Source organism: Gordonia sp. YC-XJ4 (assembly GCF_059511865.1).
In genome coordinates this window covers 4,179,834-4,199,833 of the sequence record NZ_CM183447.1, presented here as the reverse complement: position 1 = coordinate 4,199,833, position 20,000 = coordinate 4,179,834, and the positions used below count along the sequence as shown (strand labels likewise).

The window sequence follows — 20,000 nt, the reverse complement described above, 5'->3', positions numbered from 1 at the left end:
GGACAAATGAAGTGGAGACGATGGTGAGACTGGGATTGGTCGGTTACGGCGCGGGTGGACGGATCTTCCATGCGCCCTATATCCAGGCGGTGCCGGAGATCGAGCTGGCCGGGGTGGTCACCGGCAACCCCGACCGCCGTCGCGAGGTGGCGACGGACCTCCCGGGAGTTGCGGTCTTCGACTCACTCGGCGATCTGCTCGATGCCGGCGTGGACGCGGTGACCATCACCACGCCGCCGCAGACGCGCCGTGACCTGGTGCTCGAGGCGGTGTCGCGGGGCGTGCACGTGGTGGCCGACAAGCCCTTCGCGCCGGACGTCGACGGCGGTCGGGAACTGGAGCGGGCGGCGGCGAGAGCCGGTGTGCTGCTGAGTGTGTTCCACAATCGCCGCTTCGACGCCGATTTCGCGACCGTCACCGGTGTGCTGCCCGAACTCGGTGACCTCTGGCGGGTCGAGTCGCGCTACGACCTCGACGAGGCCGCCGGACTCGACGCAGGCCCCACGGGTGGACTGTTGCGCGACATCGGCGCACACCTCGTCGATCAGATGCTCACCCTGCTGGGACCGGTCGAGTCGGTGTACGCCCACCTCGACCGGGTGGATCTGCCGGCCGGTCGGACCGACTGTGGATTCAGCGTGGCGATGACCCACCGCAGCGGCGTCTTCTTCACGGTGACCTCGAGCAAGCTCAACCACGTCGTGTCGCGACAGTGGCGGCTTTACGGTTCGCTCGGCGCATACCTCAGCGACGGCACCGACGCGCAGACCGAGCAGATCCTCGCGGGCAAGCGGCCGGTCGACGATCCGGCGGGGTGGGGATTCGAACGTCCCGACCGGCTCGGGACGCTGCACACCGCCGCTGGCGCCCGGACGGTCCCGTCGGCGCAGGGGCGTGCCGACGAGTATTATCGGCGATTCGCCGCAGCGGTGGATCACGGTGCGCCCCAGCCTGTCCCGGCGTCGGAGGGAATTGCGGTGCTCGAGGTGCTCGACGCCGCACGACGCAGCGCCGACGAAGGGGTCCTCGTACACCTCTGACGACCCTGCATCTCTGACGACCCTGCATCTCTGACGACCGAACCCCGTGGGCGAGACCGAATGGTCTCGCCCACGGGGTTCGTCGGTGTTCGGTTGTCGTGCCGTGCCTGCGGTCAGGCTGCTGCGGTCACCGCGGCCGGGCTGCGGCTGTCGTGATGGGCTTCGAGGTGCTCCTCGAGGCCTTCGAGGGTGATGCCCTTGGTCTCCGGCACCGATCGGTACACGAAGGCCAGCGAGGCGAGATTGACCAAGACGAACAGTCCGAAGGTTCCGGTCGAGCCGAGTGCCGAGTTGAGCACCGGGAACAGGAACGAGATCAGCGCGTTGGTGCACCAGAGGACGAAGACCGCGATGCCCATCGCAAAGCCGCGGACGCTGAGCGGGAAGATCTCCGAGAGCAGCAGCCACACGCAGGTGCCGATGAACATCTGCACGAAGGCGACGAAGGCCACCATGCACGCGAGGATGATGTAGCTGCGTGAGGTCGTCTGCGGCAGCAGGAATGCCAGGGCGAGGGCGGCCTGGGTGATCGCGACGCCCGAGAAGCCGATCAGCAGCATGGTGCGGCGGCCGATGTAGCCCAGCAGGATGATGCCGATGATGGTGGTGACCACCGAGGTGACGCCGACCGCGATGGTCGCGATGAGTGCGGCGCTGACGCCCAGTCCGCTCTGCTCGAGGATCGTCGGTGCGTAGTAGTTCACGGTGTTGATGCCGGTTGCCTGCTGGATGATGGCCAGCCCGCAACCGATCAGCACGATCCGTCGAATCCACGGCACGTCGCGCACCACCGACAGCGGGGTGCGGCCACCGCGCATGTGCGTGATGTGATCGACGATGGTCGCGTACTCGGCGTCGGCCTCGTCGGGTGTACGGCTGCGGCCCAGGACGTTTCGTGACTCATCGAGGCGTCCTTTGAGGGCGTACCAGCGCGGCGAGTCGGGCAGGGCGAGCATGCCCAGCAACAGTGCGACCGCGGGCACCGCGGCGACGGCGAGCATGACGCGCCACACGTGCGGGTCGGTGACGATGTGGTCGAGCAGCGCGTTCATGGCGAAGGCCAACATCTGACCGGTGACGATCATCAGCTCGTTGATGGTGACCATCCGGCCACGACGCTCGGCGGGCGCCATCTCGGCCAGATAGAGGGGCCGGTGACCGCCGCGGCGCCGACGCCGAGGCCGAGGATGATGCGGGCGATGACCATGATCGCCACATTCGGGGCGAGGGCGCAGCCGACGGCGCCGACCAGGAAGACCAGGCCGCACAGCAGCAGCGTGCGCTTGCGCCCGAGCCGGTCGGCCACGCGGCCGCCGAACAGTGCGCCGAAGGCGGCGCCGGGGAAGAGTAGGGCGCTGACGACGGTGGCTTCGCCGAAGGCCGAGAGGTGGAGATCGTCTTTCATGTAGAGCAGCGCACCGGAGATCACTCCGGTGTCGTAGCCGAAGAGCAGTCCGCCGAGAGTGGCGATGACGGTGAGCTTGGTGAGAAACCGCCTGTTGGAAGCGGCTGATGTCGTCGTAGACATGGAAACCTCGATTTCCTGGGGAACTAACGCGCGTTACTAACGCGTGTGAGTAGTACTATGTCCTGACAAAGCGATTGTGTCAAGCGTCACTCGGAAACGGGGTTAGTCATGACGACCACTGCAGGGTCCCGGCGTCGGCGACCGACCATGGCCGACGTGGCCGAACGCGCCGGCGTGTCGCGCACTTTGGTCTCGTTCATCCTGGCCGGCAAGCCTGGTGCGGGGGAGGAGACGCAGCTGCGCGTGCTCGCCGTCGCCGAGGAGTTGGGTTACCGTCCCGACTCGGTCGCCCGGATGCTCGCCCGGGGGCGGAGCCGCACTCTCGGCGTGCTGGTCGACATGTCGCAGTTGTTCCAGTCCGAGCTCGTCACCCACATGTATCCGGCGGCCGAGGCGCTGAACCACGACGTGTTGTTGACGGCGAACCTGCCGGAGCGCTCGGAGGTGTCCTCGCTCGAGCGGCTGATCGATCACCGCTGCGGTGCCCTGATCGTGCTGGGGCCGCACACCGACGGCGCCGAGTTGCTCCCGGTGGCGGCACGCGCACCGATGGTGGTGGTGGGCCGGACGTTGACCGAGGACGTACTGCATGCGGGCGCAGTGGCGACGGTGCGCACCGACGACCATCTCGGCATGGCGCAGGCCGTGGATTATCTTGTGGGACTGGGTCACCGGGACATCCTGCACGTCGACGGCGGTGACGGTCCGGGGGCCGGCGACCGTACCCTCGGCTACCGCACGGCGATGCAACGACACGGGCTCTCCGAGCACATCGCGATCGTGGCCGGCGCGCATCGTGAGGATGCGGGTGCGCGCGCCGCACGAGAACTCCTGGGGCGCAGCAGGTTACCGACAGCCATCCTCGCCGGCAACGACCGCTGCGCGCTCGGGCTGCTCGACGTGTTCACCCGAGCCGGTGTCGACGTCCCCGGCGACATCTCGCTCGTCGGCTACGACGACAGCCTGCTGTCCGACAACCCCCGGATCGATCTGACCACGATCCACCAGGACGCAACGGGAATGGCTACCACCGCAGTCGATCTCGCCGTCGCAATGCTCACCGACCAGTCCGACGGCGGCGATGACGTCGTGCTCGAACCCTCGCTGAAAGTGCGCGGCACGACGGCTCCACCCCGCGAGCAGCGGTAGTGCCGGGTGGTCGCCGAGCGCCCCGGGTTGGCCTTCCCCAACCGATCGGTCGCCGAGCCCCCCGGATGGTCGCCCCCAACCGGACCGGTGGTCGAGGTGTGAGGCGCGTGCGCCGAGCCTCGAGACCGCTTGCCGTGGTGCTGGTTCCGGACCACCACACAGAGAATCCCGCTCGCAGCGGGGGTCTCGAGGCCTCGTCGCTGGCGCTCCTCGGCACCTCGACCATCGGGGAAAGGTGACGGTGCGCTCCCCTTCGTTCGGGAAAGACGACGGGACGTTTCCCCCTCGATCGAGAGAGCGGACGGGGCGTTCCCCTCGATCGGGGTGGTGTCCCCCTCCCGATGGTCGAGGTGCGAGGCGCGTGCGCCGAGCCTCGAGACCGCTTGCCGTGGTGCTGGTTCCGGACCACCACACAGAGAATCCCGCTCGCAGCGGGGGCGTGCCGCGAGCGGGATTCCCGGGTGTGGATGCGTCGACTCAGGTAGCCGCCGTACGCCGACTCATCGCACAGGCGTGATCCTCCGGGGAGTTGATCTCAGGCGTTCTGGGGGAAGCCGAGGTTGAGTCCGCCGTGGGAGGGGTCGAGCCAGCGGCTGGTGATGGCTTTGGCGCGGGTGAAGAAGTGGATGCCTTCGGTGCCGTGGGCGTGGGTGTCGCCGAAGAGGGAGGCTTTCCAGCCGCCGAAGCTGTAGTAGGCCATGGGGACGGGGATGGGGACGTTGATGCCGACCATGCCGACTTCGACTTCGTTCTGGAAGCGTCGGGCGGCGCCGCCGTCGTTGGTGAAGATGGCGGTGCCGTTGCCGTAGGGGTTGGAGTTGATCAGTTCGAGGGCTTGGTCGTAGGAGTCGACGCGCACGACCGACAGGACGGGTCCGAAGATTTCGTCGGTGTAGATGCTCATGTCGGGGGTGACGTTGTCGAACAGGGTGGGCCCCAACCAGAACCCGTCGGCTCCGCCGTCCGCTTCGACACCGCGTCCGTCGAGGACGATGGTGGCGCCGGCTTGTTCGCCGGCGTCGACGTAGGAGGCGACCTTGTCGCGGTGGGCGGCGGTGACCAGCGGTCCCATGTCGGAGTTCTTGGTGCCGTCACCGGTGGTGATGGTTCGGGCGCGTTCGGTGATCTTGGCGACCAGTTCGTCGGCGATGTCGCCGACGGCGACGGCCACGCTGATGGCCATGCAGCGTTCGCCGGCGGAGCCGAAGCCGGCGTTGACCATGGCGTCGGCGGCGAGGTCGAGGTCGGCGTCGGGCAGGATGATGGCGTGGTTTTTCGCGCCGCCGAGGGCTTGGACGCGTTTACCCGCGGCGGTGCCGGTGGCGTAGACGTATTGGGCGATCGGGGTGGAGCCGACGAAGCTGATGGATTTGATCGACGGGTTGGTGAGGAGTTCGTCGACGGCGGTCTTGTCGCCTTGTAGGACGTTGAACACGCCGTCGGGCAGTCCGGCTTCTTTCCAGAGTTCGGCCAGCCAGATCGAGGCGGTGGGGTCTTTTTCGGAGGGTTTGAGGACCACGGTGTTGCCGGCGGCGATGGCGATGGGGAAGAACCACATGGGGACCATGGCGGGGAAGTTGAAGGGGGAGATGATGCCGATGGGTCCGAGGGGTTGGCGGATGTTGAAGACGTCGACCTTGGTGGAGGCGTTTTCGGTGAATCCGCCCTTGAGCAGGTGCGGGATGCCGCAGGCGAATTCGACGACTTCCTGGCCGCGGGAGATCTCGCCGAGGGCGTCGGAGAGGACTTTGCCGTGTTCGGCGGTGATGATCTGAGCCAGCTCGCCTTTGCGCTCGTTGAGCAGTTCCCGGAAGCGGAACAGGATCGAGGTGCGCTTGGCCAGCGAGGTGTCACGCCAGGCGGGGAACGCCGCCGCGGCGGCGTCGATCACCGCGCGGGCGTCGGCGACATTGGCCAACGCGACCTGCCCGGTGACCTGACCGGTCGCCGGATTCGTCACCGGCGCAGTGGCATTCGAGGTACCCGGGTAGGGCTTGTTGTTGGCCCAGTGGGAGACGGTGGTGGACATGGAGGTACTCCTGTTCTGCGTCGCGTGCTGTCACGCGACGCCGAAATCAGTGGGGGACTTGGTGTGTGGGCAGTGAGCGGGGTATGTCGGTGAACGGGGTCAGGGACGGAATTTGGCGACGTAGTCGTTCATCGTGGCGAGCTGGTAGCGGGACACCTCGTCGGCGTTCTCGTTCTCGGCGAACACACTCGACACCATGACCGAGTCGTCGCGGTCGTAGAAGCCGATCTCGCCGAGTGTGCCGAAGAACTCGTCCCAATTGACGTCGCCGTCGCCGATCTTGAGGTGCTGGTGCACGCGTACGGCGTTACCGGGCGGGTTGGTGATGTAGCGAAGCCCGTGTGAGGCATGATGATCCATGGTGTCGGCCACGTGCACCAGGCGAAGCATGTCACCGGCGGTCGTCATGATCTCCCGCATGTTGCCGCCCATGTGGAAGCTGTGGCAGGCGACGTAGACCAAACCGAAGTTCTTCGAGTTGATCCCGCGGATCATGCGGATCGCGGCCAACCCGTCCTCCACGAAATCATCTGGGTGCGGATCGATCCGGACGTCGATGCCCTCACGTTCGATGATCGGCACGAGTTCCTCCATCGACCGGTAGAAGGCCCGCTCGGACTCCTCCGGCTTCTCTGGACGACCGGAGAACTCGGTGTTCATCACGTTCACGCCCAGATCGACGGTGATCTGGATGGCGCGTTTCCAGTAGCGCACGGCCGCCTCGCGGGCATCCTCGTCGGGCCCGGACCACCGCAATACCGGTAGCACCGAAGCGATTCCGACGCCGGCGTCCTTGCACGCCCGGCGAAACCTCGCGACGAGATCGTCGTCGGCCTTGGGATGATTGAAGAACGGGATCATGTCGACGTGCGGGGTCAGCTGCAGGTACTCGTACCCGAGATCGGCGACCACGCCCGGCAATTCGAGCAGCGAATGGGAATGATGGAACGGCGTGGGATCGAGGGCGACCTTCATGGATCAGGCCCCCGCAATCGATGCGCGGTCGACCATGTCGACGGTGACGATCTCGCCGGTCTCGAGAGCCTTGACACCCGCCGCGCACACCGCGGCCGCGGCATAACCGTCCCACGCACCGGGGCCGTCGACGTTGATGCCGGCCTTGACCGCGTTGACCCACCGCTGGATCTCGGCATCGTAGGCGGCGCCGAAGCGCTCCACGAACGACGGCGTGATATCGCCGCCCCAGATCCCCGCAACCTTCCTTCCTCCGGCACTGGACTGCACGGGGTTGCGCTGCTTGCGCACCACGCCGCCCTGGTCGAGACCGATGAAGGCAGAACCGAATTCACCGACGACCTCGGTGCGCACCTCGTAGGCGACACCGGTGGTGACGAAGCACTCGACGTCGATGTGGCGACCCGACGCGGTACGGAAGATCGCGATCTGCGGGTCCTTGAGGCCCTCGGGCGCCTGCGGATTGGAACCCGGCGCGATGATCTGCACCGAGACGATCTCCTCGTCGAACAGGAACCGGGTGACGTCGACCTCGTGGACGATCGAATCCTTGACGATCATCGCCGAGTCGAAACCCGGTGGGACCATCGGGTTGCGGTGCACGCAATGCGCCACCAGCAGCTGCCCGAAGGTGCCGTCGTCGATGAGCGACTTCAGCTGCTCGTATTCGTGATCGAAGCGCCGCATGAACCCGACCTGGATCAGCTTGCGCCCCAACTCCGCCTCACGCTTGACGACCTCCAGGGAGGTGGCCACATCGGTGGTCAGCGGCTTCTCGCACATCACCGGCTTGCCGGCCTCCAGGCACGCCAGCAACTGCTTCTCGTGGGTGGGACCGGGGGTGGCGAGGATGACGGCGTCGACATCGGGATCGGCGATCGCGTCGAGCGGATCGTTGATCACCCGGCAGCCCGGAATCGTCGCCGCGAGTTCCTCGGCCTTCTCCGGGAAGTAGTCGTTGAGGACGGTGACGGTGGCGCCCTTGATGCGTTCGGTGATGCGGGCGACGTGGTCGGCACCCATCATCCCGACGCCCAGGACGGCGATACGCAAGTCGGTCATGGTGTACTCCGTGAAATAGTTCGGGGTGAAATAAGTTGGAGGGAGAGAGAATCAGCTGAAACGGACGGCCGGCACACCGCACGATCCCAGATACTTCTGGGTGCGCTGGGCGATGGGCAGCGGGGCATCGGGACTGCAGGGGTACATGTCCTGCTCGACGATGCCGAAGATGTCGATGTCGAGAGCGGCGACGGCCTCGAGCAGCGGCGGCATCTCCGGGATGCCACGCGGCGGTTCGGTCATCGCGCCCAGGCGGACCGCCTCGCCGAACGGCAGGTCATCGGCGGCGACCTTGGCCCGAACCTGCTCGTCGACCTGCTTGAGGTGCAGGTACCCGATGCGGTCGGGGTGGGCGTTGATGATGGCGATGTTGTCGCCTCCGCAGTAGCTGACGTGACCGGTGTCCAGGCACAGGTTCACGAACTGCTGGTCGGTGTTCTCCAGGAACCGGTAGATGTTCTCCTCGGTGTCGACGTGGGAGTCGGCATGCGGGTGGTATTGCGCTCGCACACCGTACTTCTCGAACATCGCCTTGCCCAGTTCGTTCATGCCCTGGGTCTTCTTGCGCCACTGCTCATCGGTGAGCGTGCGATCCTCGAGCACCTCGCCGGTGGCCGGGTCGCGCCACATCTCCGGGATGACGACGACGTGCTTGCCACCGACGGCTGCGGTCAACTTGGCGACGTCCTCGATCTGAGTCCACACCGCATCCCACGAATTGTCCTGGTGCAGATGCTCGAACACCGTGCCGGCCGAGAGCTTCAGTCCACGACTGCCGAGCTCGTCGCGCAACTGCTGTGGATCGGTGGGCAGATAACCGAACGGGCCCAACTCGATCCACTCATAACCCGACGCGGCGACCTCGTCGAGGAAGCGGGTGTAGGGGGTCTGCTGCGGATCGTTGGGGAACCAGACGCCCCACGAGTCGGGGGCGGAACCGACGAGGATCTTCGACATCACTGAACTCCATTGTTCGACGGGGCGGGATTGTTCGACGGCGCAGGGGAGTCGGCCGGCGTGGTGGGGGCGAGATAGGGGCGCTGGACGGCTTTCCACTGCTCGTAGACGCCGTAGGCCTGCTGGGTGGATTCCAGGGTCGAGGTCTCCGATACCGGGACGTCCCACCAGGATTCACTGTCGGGGGCACCGATCAGCGGATCGGTCTCGACGTGGATGACGGTGGTGCGGTCGGCGGCCTTCGCGGTCTTGATGGCGTCGGCGAATTCGGCGGCGGTGCCGGCACGGATGACGTCGGCGCCCAGGGATGCGGCGTTGGCCGCCAGGTCGATCGGAAGCGTGGACCCGTTGAGGCGTCCGCTCTCACCGCGATAGCGGTAGTCGGTGCCGAATCGCTGCGACCCCAACGACTCCGAGAGCGAGCCGATGGAGGCGAAGCCATGATTCTGCACGAGCACCACGATGACCTTCAGGTTCTCTTGGACGGCGGTCACCAATTCGGTGGCCATCATCAGATACGAACCATCGCCGACCATGACGAACACGTCGCGGTCCGGGCAGGCCATCTTGACGCCGAGACCACCGGCGACCTCGTATCCCATGCAGGAATACCCGTATTCGACGTGATAGCCCTTGGCATCGCGGGTCCGCCACAACTTGTGCAGATCGCCGGGCATCGATCCGGCGGCACACACCACCACGTCGCGCGGATCGGAGGTCTCGTTGACCAGACCGATGACCGAGCCCTGGGTCAGCGCCTCCTCGCCGGTGGCGACGTTGACGCCGACGGCGGTGGGGGAGTACGCGTCGTCGACGATGCGATCCCACTCGGCGGCGAGCTCGGCGACCCGGTCACGGTAGGACTGCTCGACGAGGTGATCGGCCAGCAGCTCGTCGAGCGCCTCGATGGCCTCCCGGGCGTCGGCGACGACGCTGTAGCCGGCATGCTTGACCGAATCCAGGGATGCGACATTGATGTTGACGAAACGCACGCCCTCGCCGGTGAACGCGGTACGCGAGGCGGTCGTGAAATCGCTGTAGCGCGTGCCGATCCCGATGACGACGTCGGCGTCGGCGGCGAGCGCGTTGGCGGCGGTGGTGCCGGTGGAGCCGATGGCACCCACCGACTGTGGGTGGTCATAGGGCAGCGAGCCCTTGCCGGCCTGGCTCTGGCCGACCGGAATGCCGGTGCGCGAACAGAAGTCGGCGAGCGCCTCGGTGGCACCGGAGTAGATGACCCCGCCACCCGCGACGATCAGCGGTCGGCGGGCCGAGCGGATGATCTCGGCTGCCTCGGCGATCACGCGACGTTCGGGCAGCGGGCGCGCCACATGCCAGGTGCGTTCGGCGAACAGCGATTCGGGGAAGTCGAACGCCTCGGCCTGCACGTCCTGCGGGATGGCGACGGTCGCGGCGCCGGTCTCCACCGGGTCGGTCAGCACTCGCATTGCGCCGAGTAACGCGCCGGCCAGCTGCTCCGGCCGCCACACGCGGTCGAAGTACCGCGAGACCGGCTTGAACGCATCGTTGACGGTGACATCACCCGACGAGGGCAACTCCAGCTCCTGCAGCACCGGGGAGGTGGCACGCGTGGCAAAGGTATCGGCCGGCAAGAGCAGCACCGGAATCCGGTTGATGGTGGCCAGTGCGGCGCCGGTGAGCATGTTGGTGGCACCGGGTCCGACCGAGGCGGTCACGGCCCACGACTGCAGACGATCCTTCATCCGGGCATAGCCGACGGCCGAATGCACCATCGCCTGCTCGTTACGTCCGAGCACGTACTTCAGCGACAGCTCGCGCCCGGCATCGACGTCGTCGATCTCGTTCTGCAGCAACGCCTGTCCGAGTCCGGCGACGTTGCCGTGACCGAAGATGCCGAAACAGCCGGCGAAGAACTTCGACCGCTCGCCGTCACGCTCGACGTACTGGTTGGCCAAGAAGCGCACGGTCGCCTGCGCGACGGTCAGCCGGACGGTCGGTTCACCGTGCGGGGTGCGGACGCCGGTCACGCCGCCGGCGCGCCCCTGGTTGATCGGTGCCACGATGACTTCTTTCTCAGTGGTGGGTGGTGGTCAGTGGGAGTTGTTGTCGTGCAGCGGGAGACGCGGATCGATCTCCTGATGTTCCCAGCTGCCGCGCAGCCAGGTGTGGGCGGGATCGTCACAGATCTTCCAGGCCCGTTCGGGGCCCGGTCCGGCCATCACGTTGAGGTAGTACATGTGATAGCCGGGAGCGGCGATCGACGGTCCGTGATAGCCGTGCGGTACGAGGACGACGTCACCCGAGCGGACCTCCTCGAGCACCTCGATGGGGCGCTCGGGCGTTCCGTACACCCGGTGATAGCCGAATCCATTTGGCCCGCTCGCTTCGCTCCCGGCGCCGGATCCACTTATCTGACTGAACTCGAAGTAGTAGATCTCCTCGAGCTGCGATTCGACCTCGGAGTTCTCGTCATGCTTGTGCGCGGGGTAGCTCGACCAGTTGCCGCCCGGGGTGATGACCTCGCAGGCGATGATCGAGTCGGCCTCGAACACGTCGGCGGTGCCGAAGTTGTGGACCTGCCGGCTACAATTGCCCGCACCGCGAAGCTCCACCGGCACGCCGGCCCTCGGACCGTACCGGAACGGCAGCGTCGTCGACGCCCGTGCGCCGCACAGTGCGAATCGGCCACCGTCGGCACTGGTCACGGTGAACTCCGAGTCCCGGCCGACGTAGGCGAAGTCACTCGGCCCGTCGAAGACGCTCTGGCGACCCTCGAGCTCGAACTGTCTTCCGTCGCAGGCCACCACGGCCGAGCCGGACAGCGGGATCACGATGATCTCGTCGGGCCCGGAGCTGCGCGTGATCGAGTCACCCGGACCCAATTGCGCCACCCAGAGCGAGGATTCGCTCCAACCGGCGGACTCCGGCGTCACGTCGACACTCAGCGGCGCGGCGGCGCTGCCGGCCGGGATGTAGTACTTGCTGTTCATGGTGTTGCCTCAGCTCACCAGGTTCACGGCGGTGTCGACCGCGGTGGCGACGTCGTCGTCGGACGGATACAGCAGGGTGCGGCCGACGATGAGTCCGCGAACGGATGGAATCGCCAGTGCCCGTTCCCAACTCGCGAAGGTCTCTTCGGGCGCGGTCTGCGGGTCGCCACCGAGGAGCAGCGTCGGCATCGTGGTGGCGTCCATGACGCGCTCCATCTCGTCGACGACCGGCAACTTCAGCCAGGTGTAGGCCGACGTCGAGCCGATGCCCTGGATGATGTGCATCGACTTGATCACTGCATCGGCGCTCAGGTCGTTGCGGACCTTGCCCTCGATCCGTTGGGACATGAACGGCTCGAGCATCGCGATCACCTCGCCCGCGGCGAGTTCGTCGACCGCGGCGGCGCACGAGGTCAACATGTTCAGGGTGCCGGGATCGTCGAGATCGATGCGGCAGAGCATCTTTGCGCCGTTGAGGCCGGCCTCGACGGTCCAGGAGGCGGTGGCCGCGGTCATCCGGTCGTCGAGTTCGAACGAGGAGCCGGCCAGTCCGCCACGGTTCATCGACGAGAACACCACCTTGTCCTCGAGCGCCCCGAGAAGCAGCAGATCCTCGAGAATGTCGGAGGTGGCGAGGACGCCGTCGACGCCGGGGTTGGCCAGCGCGACGCGCAGGCGGTCCAACAGATCGGTACGGCTGTTCATGGCGGTCGGGTTCTTGCCCACCGACAGCGCGCCGCGGGCCGGGTGATCGGCGGCGACGATCATCAGCCGCTCGTCACCGTTGACGGTGTCGCGCCGACGCCGGCGAGCCCAGGCCTGTCCGATGATCTCGGGGCGCTGTGCGCGGACGGCGGTCACCTCGGCGTAGGAGGTGCAGGTGGGCAACTCGGTGAGCAGGTCGGTCGGGGTGATCGTGGTGGCGAGTTCAGACATGGAGGCTCTCCTGGGCGTTGTCGGTGCCGGTGGATGCTGCGGTGGCAGCGAACGTGGCGACCTCGTCGGCGGTGGGCATGGCAGTGGAACATTCGAGGCGACCGGCGACGATCGCGCCGGCGGCGTTGGCGTGCAGCAGGATCTTCTCCAGTGGCCACTCCGAGAGCAGTCCGTGGCACAGCGAGCCACCGAAACTGTCACCGGCGCCGAGTCCGTTGACGACGTCGACCGGGAGCGGGGCGACCTCGACGGTCTCGTGACGCGTCTTGCCGAGCACTCCGCGCGGTCCCTGCTTGACGATCGCGAGTTCGACACCGAGGTCGAGCAGTGCGTCGGCAGCCTTGTGCGGATCGGTCTCACCGACGGCGACCTCGCACTCCTCGCGGTTGCCCACCGCGACGGTCACCTCGGTCAGTGCGCGCTGCACCTGCTCGGTGGCCGCGGCCGGTGACTCCCAGAACATCGGGCGGTAATCGAGATCGAGCACCGTCAGCGGTCGACGGGCCCGAGCCTCCCATGCTGCGAAATGCGCGCTGCGCGAAGGCTCTTCGGACAGTCCGGTCACCGTCGACCAGTACAGTCGAGCATCGGCGACGGCGACGGTGTCGATATCGGCGACGGCGACCTGCAGGTCGGGGGCGGTGGGCTTGCGATAGAAGTACAGGGGGAAGTCGTCAGGCGGGTAGATCTCGCAGAACGTCACCGGTGTCGCGTACACGTCGTCGACGCCGACGAAGCGGTTGTCGACGCCGAGTCGGGCCAGCTCGGCACGGACGAAGCGGCCGAACGGGTCGTCGCCGACGCCGGAGATCAGAGCCGCGGAGTGTCCGAGCCGGGCGGCCGCGACGGTCACGTTGGCGGCGCTGCCGCCGAGGAACTTGCCGAAGCTGGTGACCTCCTCGAGGCCGACGCCGATCTGCTGCGGATAGATGTCGACGCCGCTGCGGCCGATCGCCAGCACGTCGAAGACGGGTGTTGGTCGGGCTGTGGTCACGGACTGCTCCCTGCTCGTAAGTCGTTCGCGGTGTTCGCTCCTCCACTGTGCGGCACACCACAGAGCAATGTCAAGACTTTGTCCTGACATTCTTACCTGGCATAGTGGGTGGCGCGGATCACAGCCGCCACGAGTGCGGTGCCGAATGCAGCAACCAGGAAGGGATTCCCATGACGACGAGTGCAGTGTCCGGGTCCTCCGCCGAATTGCCGGTGGGGATCATCGGTTTCGGCTGGATGGGCCGAGCCCACGCGCAGGCGTACGCCCGAGTGGCGCACCACTATCCGCAGCTGCGCCCGGCACCCCGGTTGGTGGCCATCGCCGACGACGTGCCCGGGCGGGCCGACGCGGCGGGGCAACAGTTCGACGCACGGGGCGTCACCGACTGGCGCGACCTCGTGGCCGATCCCGCGATCGCCGGGGTGAGTGTGACCGCACCGAACTTTCTGCACCGCGAAATCGGTTGTGCGGTGGTCGAGTCCGGCAAGCACCTGTGGATCGAGAAGCCAGTCGGGCTGTCGTCGGCCGACGCCCGTGCCGTCGCCGACGCGGCGCACCGGGCCGGGGTGAGCACCGCGGTCGGGTTCAACTATCGCAACGCTCCCGCGGTCGCGTTGGCACGGGAGATCGTGGCAGCCGGGGAGATCGGCGAGGTCACCCACGCGCGTTTCCGGTTCTTCAGCGATTACGCCGCCCATCCCGACGGCGCGCTGAGCTGGCGCTTTCAGCGTGAACGCGGCGGCAACGGGGTCCTCGGTGATCTCGCCTCGCACGGCGTCGACCTCGTCTGGTATCTCCTCGGCGGTATCGACTCACTCATCGCCGACACCGCGATCTTCATCGACACGCGGCCCGAGCCGACCGGCGCGACGTCGGGCCACCAGCTGGCCACCGGGGGTGTGCGCGGGCCGGTGGAGAACGAGGATTACCTGTCGGCGCAGTTGCGGATGACCTCGGGCGCGCGGTGCGTCCTGGAGGCGAGTCGGGTGTCGGTGGGCGAGCAGAATTCGTACGGATTCGAGATCCACGGCACCACCGGAATCGTGCGGTGGGACTATCGCCGCATGGGTGAACTCGAGATCGGGCGCAGCGGCGCGTCCCGGGTGATCCAGGATCTGTCGGTGTCGACGCTGTTCGTGGGCCCCGGCCACGGACAGTACGGCGCCTTCCAGCCGGGCTCGGCCAACGCCATGGGTTACGACGATCTCAAGGTGATCGAGGCCGCCCGATTCGCCGCGGCCATCGCCGGCCCCGACGCACTCGCCCAGGTGGGGCCGGGTGCCACCATCGACGACGCGGTGCGTGCCGCCGAGGCGCTCGACGCCATGACGGCCTCGGTGCGCGAGGGTCGATGGGTCTCGCCCGCACCGGTGGAGGCGGTCTCGAGCGCCTCGTGACCTCACCACCGCAGCCGAGTGGGGATTTTCCGCGCGCGTTGGCACTGCTCGGCGCGGGCGCGATGTTCATGGAGATCCTCGACGCCACCATCGTCGTCACGGCCCTGCCGTCCATCGCCGCGGGCTTCGGCGTGGGAGCGCTCGATGCGGCCGGGGTGGTCACCGCCTACCTGATCACGTTGGCGGTGCTCATCCCGTTGAGCAGTTGGATCGCCGAGCGCTTCGGTGTGCGCCGGGTGTTCGTGCTCGCACTGGTGGTGTTCACCCTCGCGTCGGTGGGATGTGCTCTGGCGCCGTCACTTCCGGTGCTGATCGGGATGCGGGTGGTCCAGGCGGCCGGTGGGGCGATGATGGTGCCGATCGGGCGGCTCGCGGTTCTGCGGGCGGTGTCGGTGGGGCATGTGGCTCGGGCGATCGCCTACCTGACCTGGCCTGCGCTCGTTGCGCCGGTGGTGGCACCGCTGCTGGGCGGGCTGATCGTCGAGCACGCCTCCTGGCAGGTCATCTTCGTCCTCAACATTCCGATCGGCATCATCGGAGTCGTTGCCGCACTGCGTATTCTGCGACCCGACGTTGGGCGGCCGATTCGTCGGCTCGATGTGGTCGGGGCGTTGGGCACGATGGTGGCGGTCGGTGCGGCGATGACCGTGGCGGAGGTGCTCTCCGCGACGCCGGTGCGCTGGGTGATCGTCGTGGCAGGTCTGGTGGTGGCCATTGTCGTCGGCGTCGGCACCGTCGTACATCTGCGTTCGGCGCGCGATCCGTTGCTGAATCTCGCTGTGCTGCGCATGCATTCCTTCGCCTCGGTGATCGGATACGGCACGGCGTACCGGCTTGCGATCAGCGCGGTGCCCTTCGTGGTGCCGCTGATGCTGCAGGTGCACTTCGGCTGGTCGCCGGTGACGGCCGGCGCGATGGTGACCGCGCTCTTCGCCGGCAACGTCGTCATCAAACCCCTGACCACACCATTGATGCGCCGCTGGGGAATCCGCCGCGTTCTCCTGGTGGTGTCGGCGGCGTCGGTGGTGACGTTCGTGGCGTTGGCCGCGGTCGGTGCAGCGACGCCGGCGTGGCTGCTGGCGCTCGTGCTGGTGGTGTCCGGGATGCTGCGGTCGATCGGTTTCTCCGCGTACAACACGCTCGCCTTCGCCGACGTGGGGGAAGTGCGACTCGGTGACGCGAATGCCCTGCACGCTGCCGTGCAGGAACTGGGCAATGCCTTCGGTGTTGCGCTGGCGTCGATGGCGATCGCACTGCTCGGCACGACGGCAGCGGTGCTCCCGGCCGGGGCGTATTCCGCTGTCTTCGTGATTCTGGCCGTCGTGATGGTGGTCTGCGCGGTCGGCGCGAGCGCTCTGCCCTCGCGGGTGGGTGCGCACGCGCTCGGCACTCGCTGATTTCTCAGTATGTCCGGACAAAGTATTGACTTTTGGGTGTGATCCGACTTACATCGACAGTGAATCAACGACGCCGGTGCGGCTTGTTGGCCGATTCGTTCGCCCCCAACCAGAGGATCACCCCATGACCAGCAGCGTGGAGTCGCCGTCGTCGAGTACGACGCCAGACCGGTCGGTCGATGCAGCAGTCGGGTGTGCGCTGGTCGGCGTCGTGTTCGACGCCTCCAACCCGTTCGAGGCCGACCTCGTCGACGCGCTCTATGCCGCGGCCGACCGGCGTGCGGTCACGCCCGGACAGTCGTCGTATCGCCTCGCGCTGAGCGGGCACGGGCGTGCACGGACCCGCCGACGCGCCGTCACCGATCTGGTCGGCATGGGCTGCGACGGCATCATCGTCATCGGCGCCACCCATGACGACGATCTCGACCTCCCGGCGGCCTCGGTGGTCATCGGCGAGCGTGTCCCCGGGTTGGGCCGCGTGACCGTCGGCACCGACGAATGGCAGGGCGCCCATCTGGCGGTGCAGCACCTGATCGATCTGGGGCACAACGCGATCGTCCACATCGGCGGCGGCGACCACCCCTGCGCCGCGGAGCGGCAGCGCGGCTACATCGGTGCAATGACCGCGGCCGGACTGCAGCAGCATTGCCAGATCCTGCGCGGCGACTACACCGAAGAGGCCGGGGCCCGGGTGGCCCACGAGATCCTGGAACGACTGCCACGGCCGACCGCGGTCTTCCTCGCCAACGATCGGATGGCGTTCGGTTTCGTCGACGTCATGCGCGCGCAGGGGGTGGAGATCCCGGCCGAGATGTCGGTGGTGGGCTACGACGACGGACATCTCGCCGGTGTCGAGGGCGTGGAGTTGACGACGGTCCGTCAGGACGTGCCTGGTCTCGCCGACGCCGCGATCGAGGCCCTCGGCCGCATCCTGGCCGGTGTCGAGGTGGCTTCTGCTGCTTGCGGATTCCATGGCGAGGTGGCCCTGGAACCGCAACTGGTGGTCCGGTCGACGACGGCCGCGGTCAAGGAGATCGCGGTGGCACCCACCCCGGAGCGCCCCGACGTTCCGGCCCGGCGCCGGTGGGGACTGATGCTCGACGACCTCGGCGATGAGGTGCAGCGGGCGCTGGGTACCCCGGGGCTGCTTACCGGGTCCATCGAGGTCGTCGCCAGCGCATCGACGTTGACGGCGTGGCGCATTGCCGATCGGCTCGGAATCATGGCCAGCTACGGACTGTATGAGGATCTGCTCGAGGATCCCGACATCGACGCCGTACTCGTGGCACTGCCAGGCGATCTCGGCGACGACTGGGCCCGCAAGGCCCGTAAGGTCGGCAAACACGTCTACCGGATCGGCTGATTCCCAACACTTCTCGCATCGTTGTCGGAAAGGACACCTGTGCCCGTGCATCTTCCCGCTGCCCGTACCCCCGACCCCCGGTCGGCACCCGCCATGCGCTGGGGCATCCTCGGCCCCGGGTGGATCGCCTCGAGGTTCGTTGCGGCGTTGCAGAAACACACCTCCCAAGAGGTCGTTGCCGTCGGTTCGCGATCGGCCGACCGCGCCGAGGAGTTCGCGCGGAGCTTCGGGATCGCCGCTCATCACGGGTCGTACGAGTCGCTGCTCGCCGACCCGTCGGTCGACATCGTCTACGTGTGCACCCCGCACACCGAGCACCGGCCCGGCGCACTCGCCGCGTTGGACGCCGGAAAGCACGTCTTGGTGGAGAAACCGCTGGGCATCAACGCCGAGCAGGCGCGTGAGATCGCCGAGAAGTCCACGCGAACAGGGTTGTTCGCCGGTGAGGCGATGTGGTCGCGATTCCTGCCCAAGTTCGATGTCCTGCGGCAGGTACTCGACTCCGGGATGCTCGGTGAGATCCGCACGGTGATGGCCGACCACGGCGAGTACTTCACCACAGATCACCGCATCTACGATCCGGCCCTGGCCGGCGGTCCGATGCTCGATCTCGGCTCCTACCCGGTGGCCTTCGCGCACTGGGTCCTCGGCGCCCCCACCGACATCGCCGCCCTCGGTACCCCGGCGAATGCCGAACTCAACGGCCAGATCTCGGCGGTGCTCGGCAACGTCGACGGTGCGCAGGCGGTGCTCAACACCACCATCCTCTCCGACACCCCGACATCGGCGGCGATCTGCGGAGTCGATGGACAGGTGCGGATTCCCGGGCCCTTCTATCAGCCGGGACCGTTCGAGGTGCGTCTGCGCGACGGCGGTGTACTGCGACACGACGAGGAACACGGCGGCCATGAGGACGGGCTGCACTACTCGGCGGCCGACGCCGCCCGTGAGATTGTCTCGGGCAACCGCGAATCCACCCTCCACCCGCTCGACGACGTGATCTCGACCCTGACCACCATGGACGCCATCCGCGCACGTCTCGACATCGTTTTCCCCGGGGAGCAGCACGCATGACCATTCGTACCGGCATCATCGGCGTCGGCGTCATGGGCGCCGATCACGCCCATACCCTCGATCGCTATGTCAACGGCGCGGAGGTCACCGCGATCGCCGACGTGAACGCTGCGTCGGCGAATACGGTTGCTGCGCAGTTGCGTTCCGCCCGCGTGGTGGACGACGCGCAGGCTCTGATCGCCGCCGACGACGTCGACGCCGTCATCATCGCCTCGCACGATTCGACCCACGCTGCGCTGACCCTCGCGGCGATCGATGCGGGCAAGCCGGTGCTGTGTGAGAAGCCGCTCGCGCCGACGGTCGGCGAGGCACGCTCGGTGTGCGCGGCCGAGAAGCGCAGTGGCCGTTCCCTGATCAGCGTCGGATTCATGCGCAGATTCGACCCCTCGTATGTGGACCTGCGACGCAGCGTCACCTCGGGCGAACTCGGCGAGGTGCTCGTCGCGCATTGTGTGAGCCGTACGGTCGAGGCCCATCCCGACGGCGATTCGGCGTCGACGGTGACCAACTCGGCCATCCACGAACTCGATGTGATGCCATGGCTGATCGGTTCGCCGATCGCCGAGGTGAGTTGGCACGCCGGACGCTCCTCGCGGCACGCCGGTCGTCGCATCGATCCGCAGATCCTGGTGATGCGCACCGAATCCGACGTACTCATCACCGTGGAGGTGTTCCTCAACGCGCAGTACGGATACGACACCCGGTGCGAGGTGGTCGGGGAGGAGGGTGTTGCCGCGCTGACCTTGCCCTCCACCGTGGTCACCGACCGTGGGCGCGCCCGATCGCTCGCCTACCCCGCTGACTGGCGTCCGCGCTACGCCGACGCCTACCGCGAGCAACTCTGCGAATGGGTCCGCGCCCTGGAAACCGGCCGAGCCCCGCGCCTGGCAACCGCCGAGGACGGCCTACGCGCCGCGATCGTCGCCGAAGCCGTCATCGAATCGATGACCCACGATGGGCAAGTGGTTCCGGTGGCCTACGATCGCGAGACCATCGGGGCATAGCCCGGGCAACTCAGATACCTTTCCCCTCGATGGTCGAGGCCCTTCCCGGCGGTCGAGACGTCGTTTCCTGGTGGTCGAGGTGTCCCTTTTCTGGTGGTCGAGCCACTTTCTGGTGGTCGAGGT

General features: G+C 67.2%; 15 protein-coding genes and 1 pseudogene. 7 read left to right on the top strand and 9 right to left on the bottom strand.

The features are described 5' to 3' along the window. Window positions 1–20 precede the first annotated feature (20 nt). Window positions 21–1,040, top strand: a complete 1,020-nt coding sequence (locus tag AC5ZH6_RS18810; protein WP_496167644.1) for a Gfo/Idh/MocA family protein — start codon at window positions 21–23, stop codon at window positions 1,038–1,040. A 113-nt stretch (window positions 1,041–1,153) separates the two neighbouring features. Here the strand turns inward: AC5ZH6_RS18810 and AC5ZH6_RS18805 are convergent. Continuing rightward, window positions 1,154–2,568 (bottom strand): annotated as a pseudogene (locus AC5ZH6_RS18805) (sugar porter family MFS transporter). A 108-nt stretch (window positions 2,569–2,676) separates the two neighbouring features. Here AC5ZH6_RS18805 and AC5ZH6_RS18800 point away from each other — a divergent pair. After that, window positions 2,677–3,717, top strand: a complete 1,041-nt coding sequence (locus tag AC5ZH6_RS18800) for a LacI family DNA-binding transcriptional regulator (protein WP_020170499.1) — start codon at window positions 2,677–2,679, stop codon at window positions 3,715–3,717. 535 nt (window positions 3,718–4,252) lie between these two features. Here AC5ZH6_RS18800 and AC5ZH6_RS18795 read toward each other — a convergent pair. The 8 genes from AC5ZH6_RS18795 to iolC all read right to left on the bottom strand — a co-directional run bounded on the left by AC5ZH6_RS18795 (window position 4,253) and on the right by iolC (window position 13,642). Continuing rightward, a complete protein-coding gene (locus AC5ZH6_RS18795; RefSeq protein WP_020170500.1) occupies window positions 4,253–5,746 on the bottom strand; it encodes a CoA-acylating methylmalonate-semialdehyde dehydrogenase in 1,494 nt (497 codons plus the stop codon). Between the two features lie 99 nt (window positions 5,747–5,845). Then, window positions 5,846–6,721, bottom strand: a complete 876-nt coding sequence (locus AC5ZH6_RS18790) for a sugar phosphate isomerase/epimerase family protein (protein ID WP_014360907.1) — start codon at window positions 6,719–6,721, stop codon at window positions 5,846–5,848. A gap of 3 nt (window positions 6,722–6,724) precedes the next feature. Continuing rightward, the gene (locus AC5ZH6_RS18785; RefSeq protein WP_006370339.1) at window positions 6,725–7,783 is read right to left on the bottom strand and encodes a Gfo/Idh/MocA family protein; all 1,059 of its coding nucleotides are present in this window, start codon (window positions 7,781–7,783) and stop codon (window positions 6,725–6,727) included. Between the two features lie 51 nt (window positions 7,784–7,834). Next, window positions 7,835–8,740, bottom strand: coding sequence for a sugar phosphate isomerase/epimerase family protein (locus AC5ZH6_RS18780; protein ID WP_288438586.1), 906 nt, complete (start codon window positions 8,738–8,740; stop codon window positions 7,835–7,837). Next, window positions 8,740–10,782: a 3D-(3,5/4)-trihydroxycyclohexane-1,2-dione acylhydrolase (decyclizing) gene (gene iolD, locus AC5ZH6_RS18775; protein ID WP_288336383.1), complete on the bottom strand. Its 2,043-nt coding sequence runs from the start codon at window positions 10,780–10,782 to the stop codon at window positions 8,740–8,742. The genes AC5ZH6_RS18780 and iolD overlap by 1 nt, the downstream gene beginning before the upstream one ends. Window positions 10,783–10,812: 30 nt before the next feature. Then, window positions 10,813–11,712: a 5-deoxy-glucuronate isomerase gene (gene iolB, locus AC5ZH6_RS18770; RefSeq protein ID WP_288336381.1), complete on the bottom strand. Its 900-nt coding sequence runs from the start codon at window positions 11,710–11,712 to the stop codon at window positions 10,813–10,815. A 9-nt stretch (window positions 11,713–11,721) separates the two neighbouring features. Then, entirely contained in the window at window positions 11,722–12,648 is a 927-nt protein-coding gene (locus AC5ZH6_RS18765) for a Cgl0159 family (beta/alpha)8-fold protein (protein ID WP_035728038.1), read from the bottom strand. Further along, window positions 12,641–13,642 carry a 5-dehydro-2-deoxygluconokinase gene (iolC, locus tag AC5ZH6_RS18760; RefSeq protein ID WP_288336379.1) on the bottom strand — a complete coding sequence of 334 codons (1,002 nt, stop codon included), beginning with the start codon at window positions 13,640–13,642 and terminating at the stop codon, window positions 12,641–12,643. The genes AC5ZH6_RS18765 and iolC overlap by 8 nt, the downstream gene beginning before the upstream one ends. Before the next feature lie 170 nt (window positions 13,643–13,812). Here iolC and AC5ZH6_RS18755 point away from each other — a divergent pair, with 170 nt between their 5' ends. The 5 genes from AC5ZH6_RS18755 (at window position 13,813) to AC5ZH6_RS18735 (ending at window position 19,877) form a co-directional block, all read left to right on the top strand. Then, a complete protein-coding gene (locus AC5ZH6_RS18755) occupies window positions 13,813–15,039 on the top strand; it encodes a Gfo/Idh/MocA family protein (protein ID WP_006370333.1) in 1,227 nt (408 codons plus the stop codon). Then, window positions 14,994–16,436: an MFS transporter gene (locus AC5ZH6_RS18750; RefSeq protein ID WP_288337929.1), complete on the top strand. Its 1,443-nt coding sequence runs from the start codon at window positions 14,994–14,996 to the stop codon at window positions 16,434–16,436. The genes AC5ZH6_RS18755 and AC5ZH6_RS18750 overlap by 46 nt, the downstream gene beginning before the upstream one ends. A 124-nt stretch (window positions 16,437–16,560) precedes the next feature. Beyond that, the gene (locus tag AC5ZH6_RS18745; RefSeq protein WP_288337930.1) at window positions 16,561–17,799 is read left to right on the top strand and encodes a substrate-binding domain-containing protein; all 1,239 of its coding nucleotides are present in this window, start codon (window positions 16,561–16,563) and stop codon (window positions 17,797–17,799) included. Between the two features lie 39 nt (window positions 17,800–17,838). After that, entirely contained in the window at window positions 17,839–18,873 is a 1,035-nt protein-coding gene (locus AC5ZH6_RS18740; RefSeq protein WP_288337931.1) for a Gfo/Idh/MocA family protein, read from the top strand. Then, complete coding sequence (locus AC5ZH6_RS18735) at window positions 18,870–19,877, top strand: Gfo/Idh/MocA family oxidoreductase (protein ID WP_288337932.1); 1,008 nt, start codon at window positions 18,870–18,872, stop codon at window positions 19,875–19,877. Before AC5ZH6_RS18740 ends, AC5ZH6_RS18735 begins: the two co-directional genes overlap by 4 nt. The last annotated feature ends 123 nt before the right edge of the window (window positions 19,878–20,000 follow it).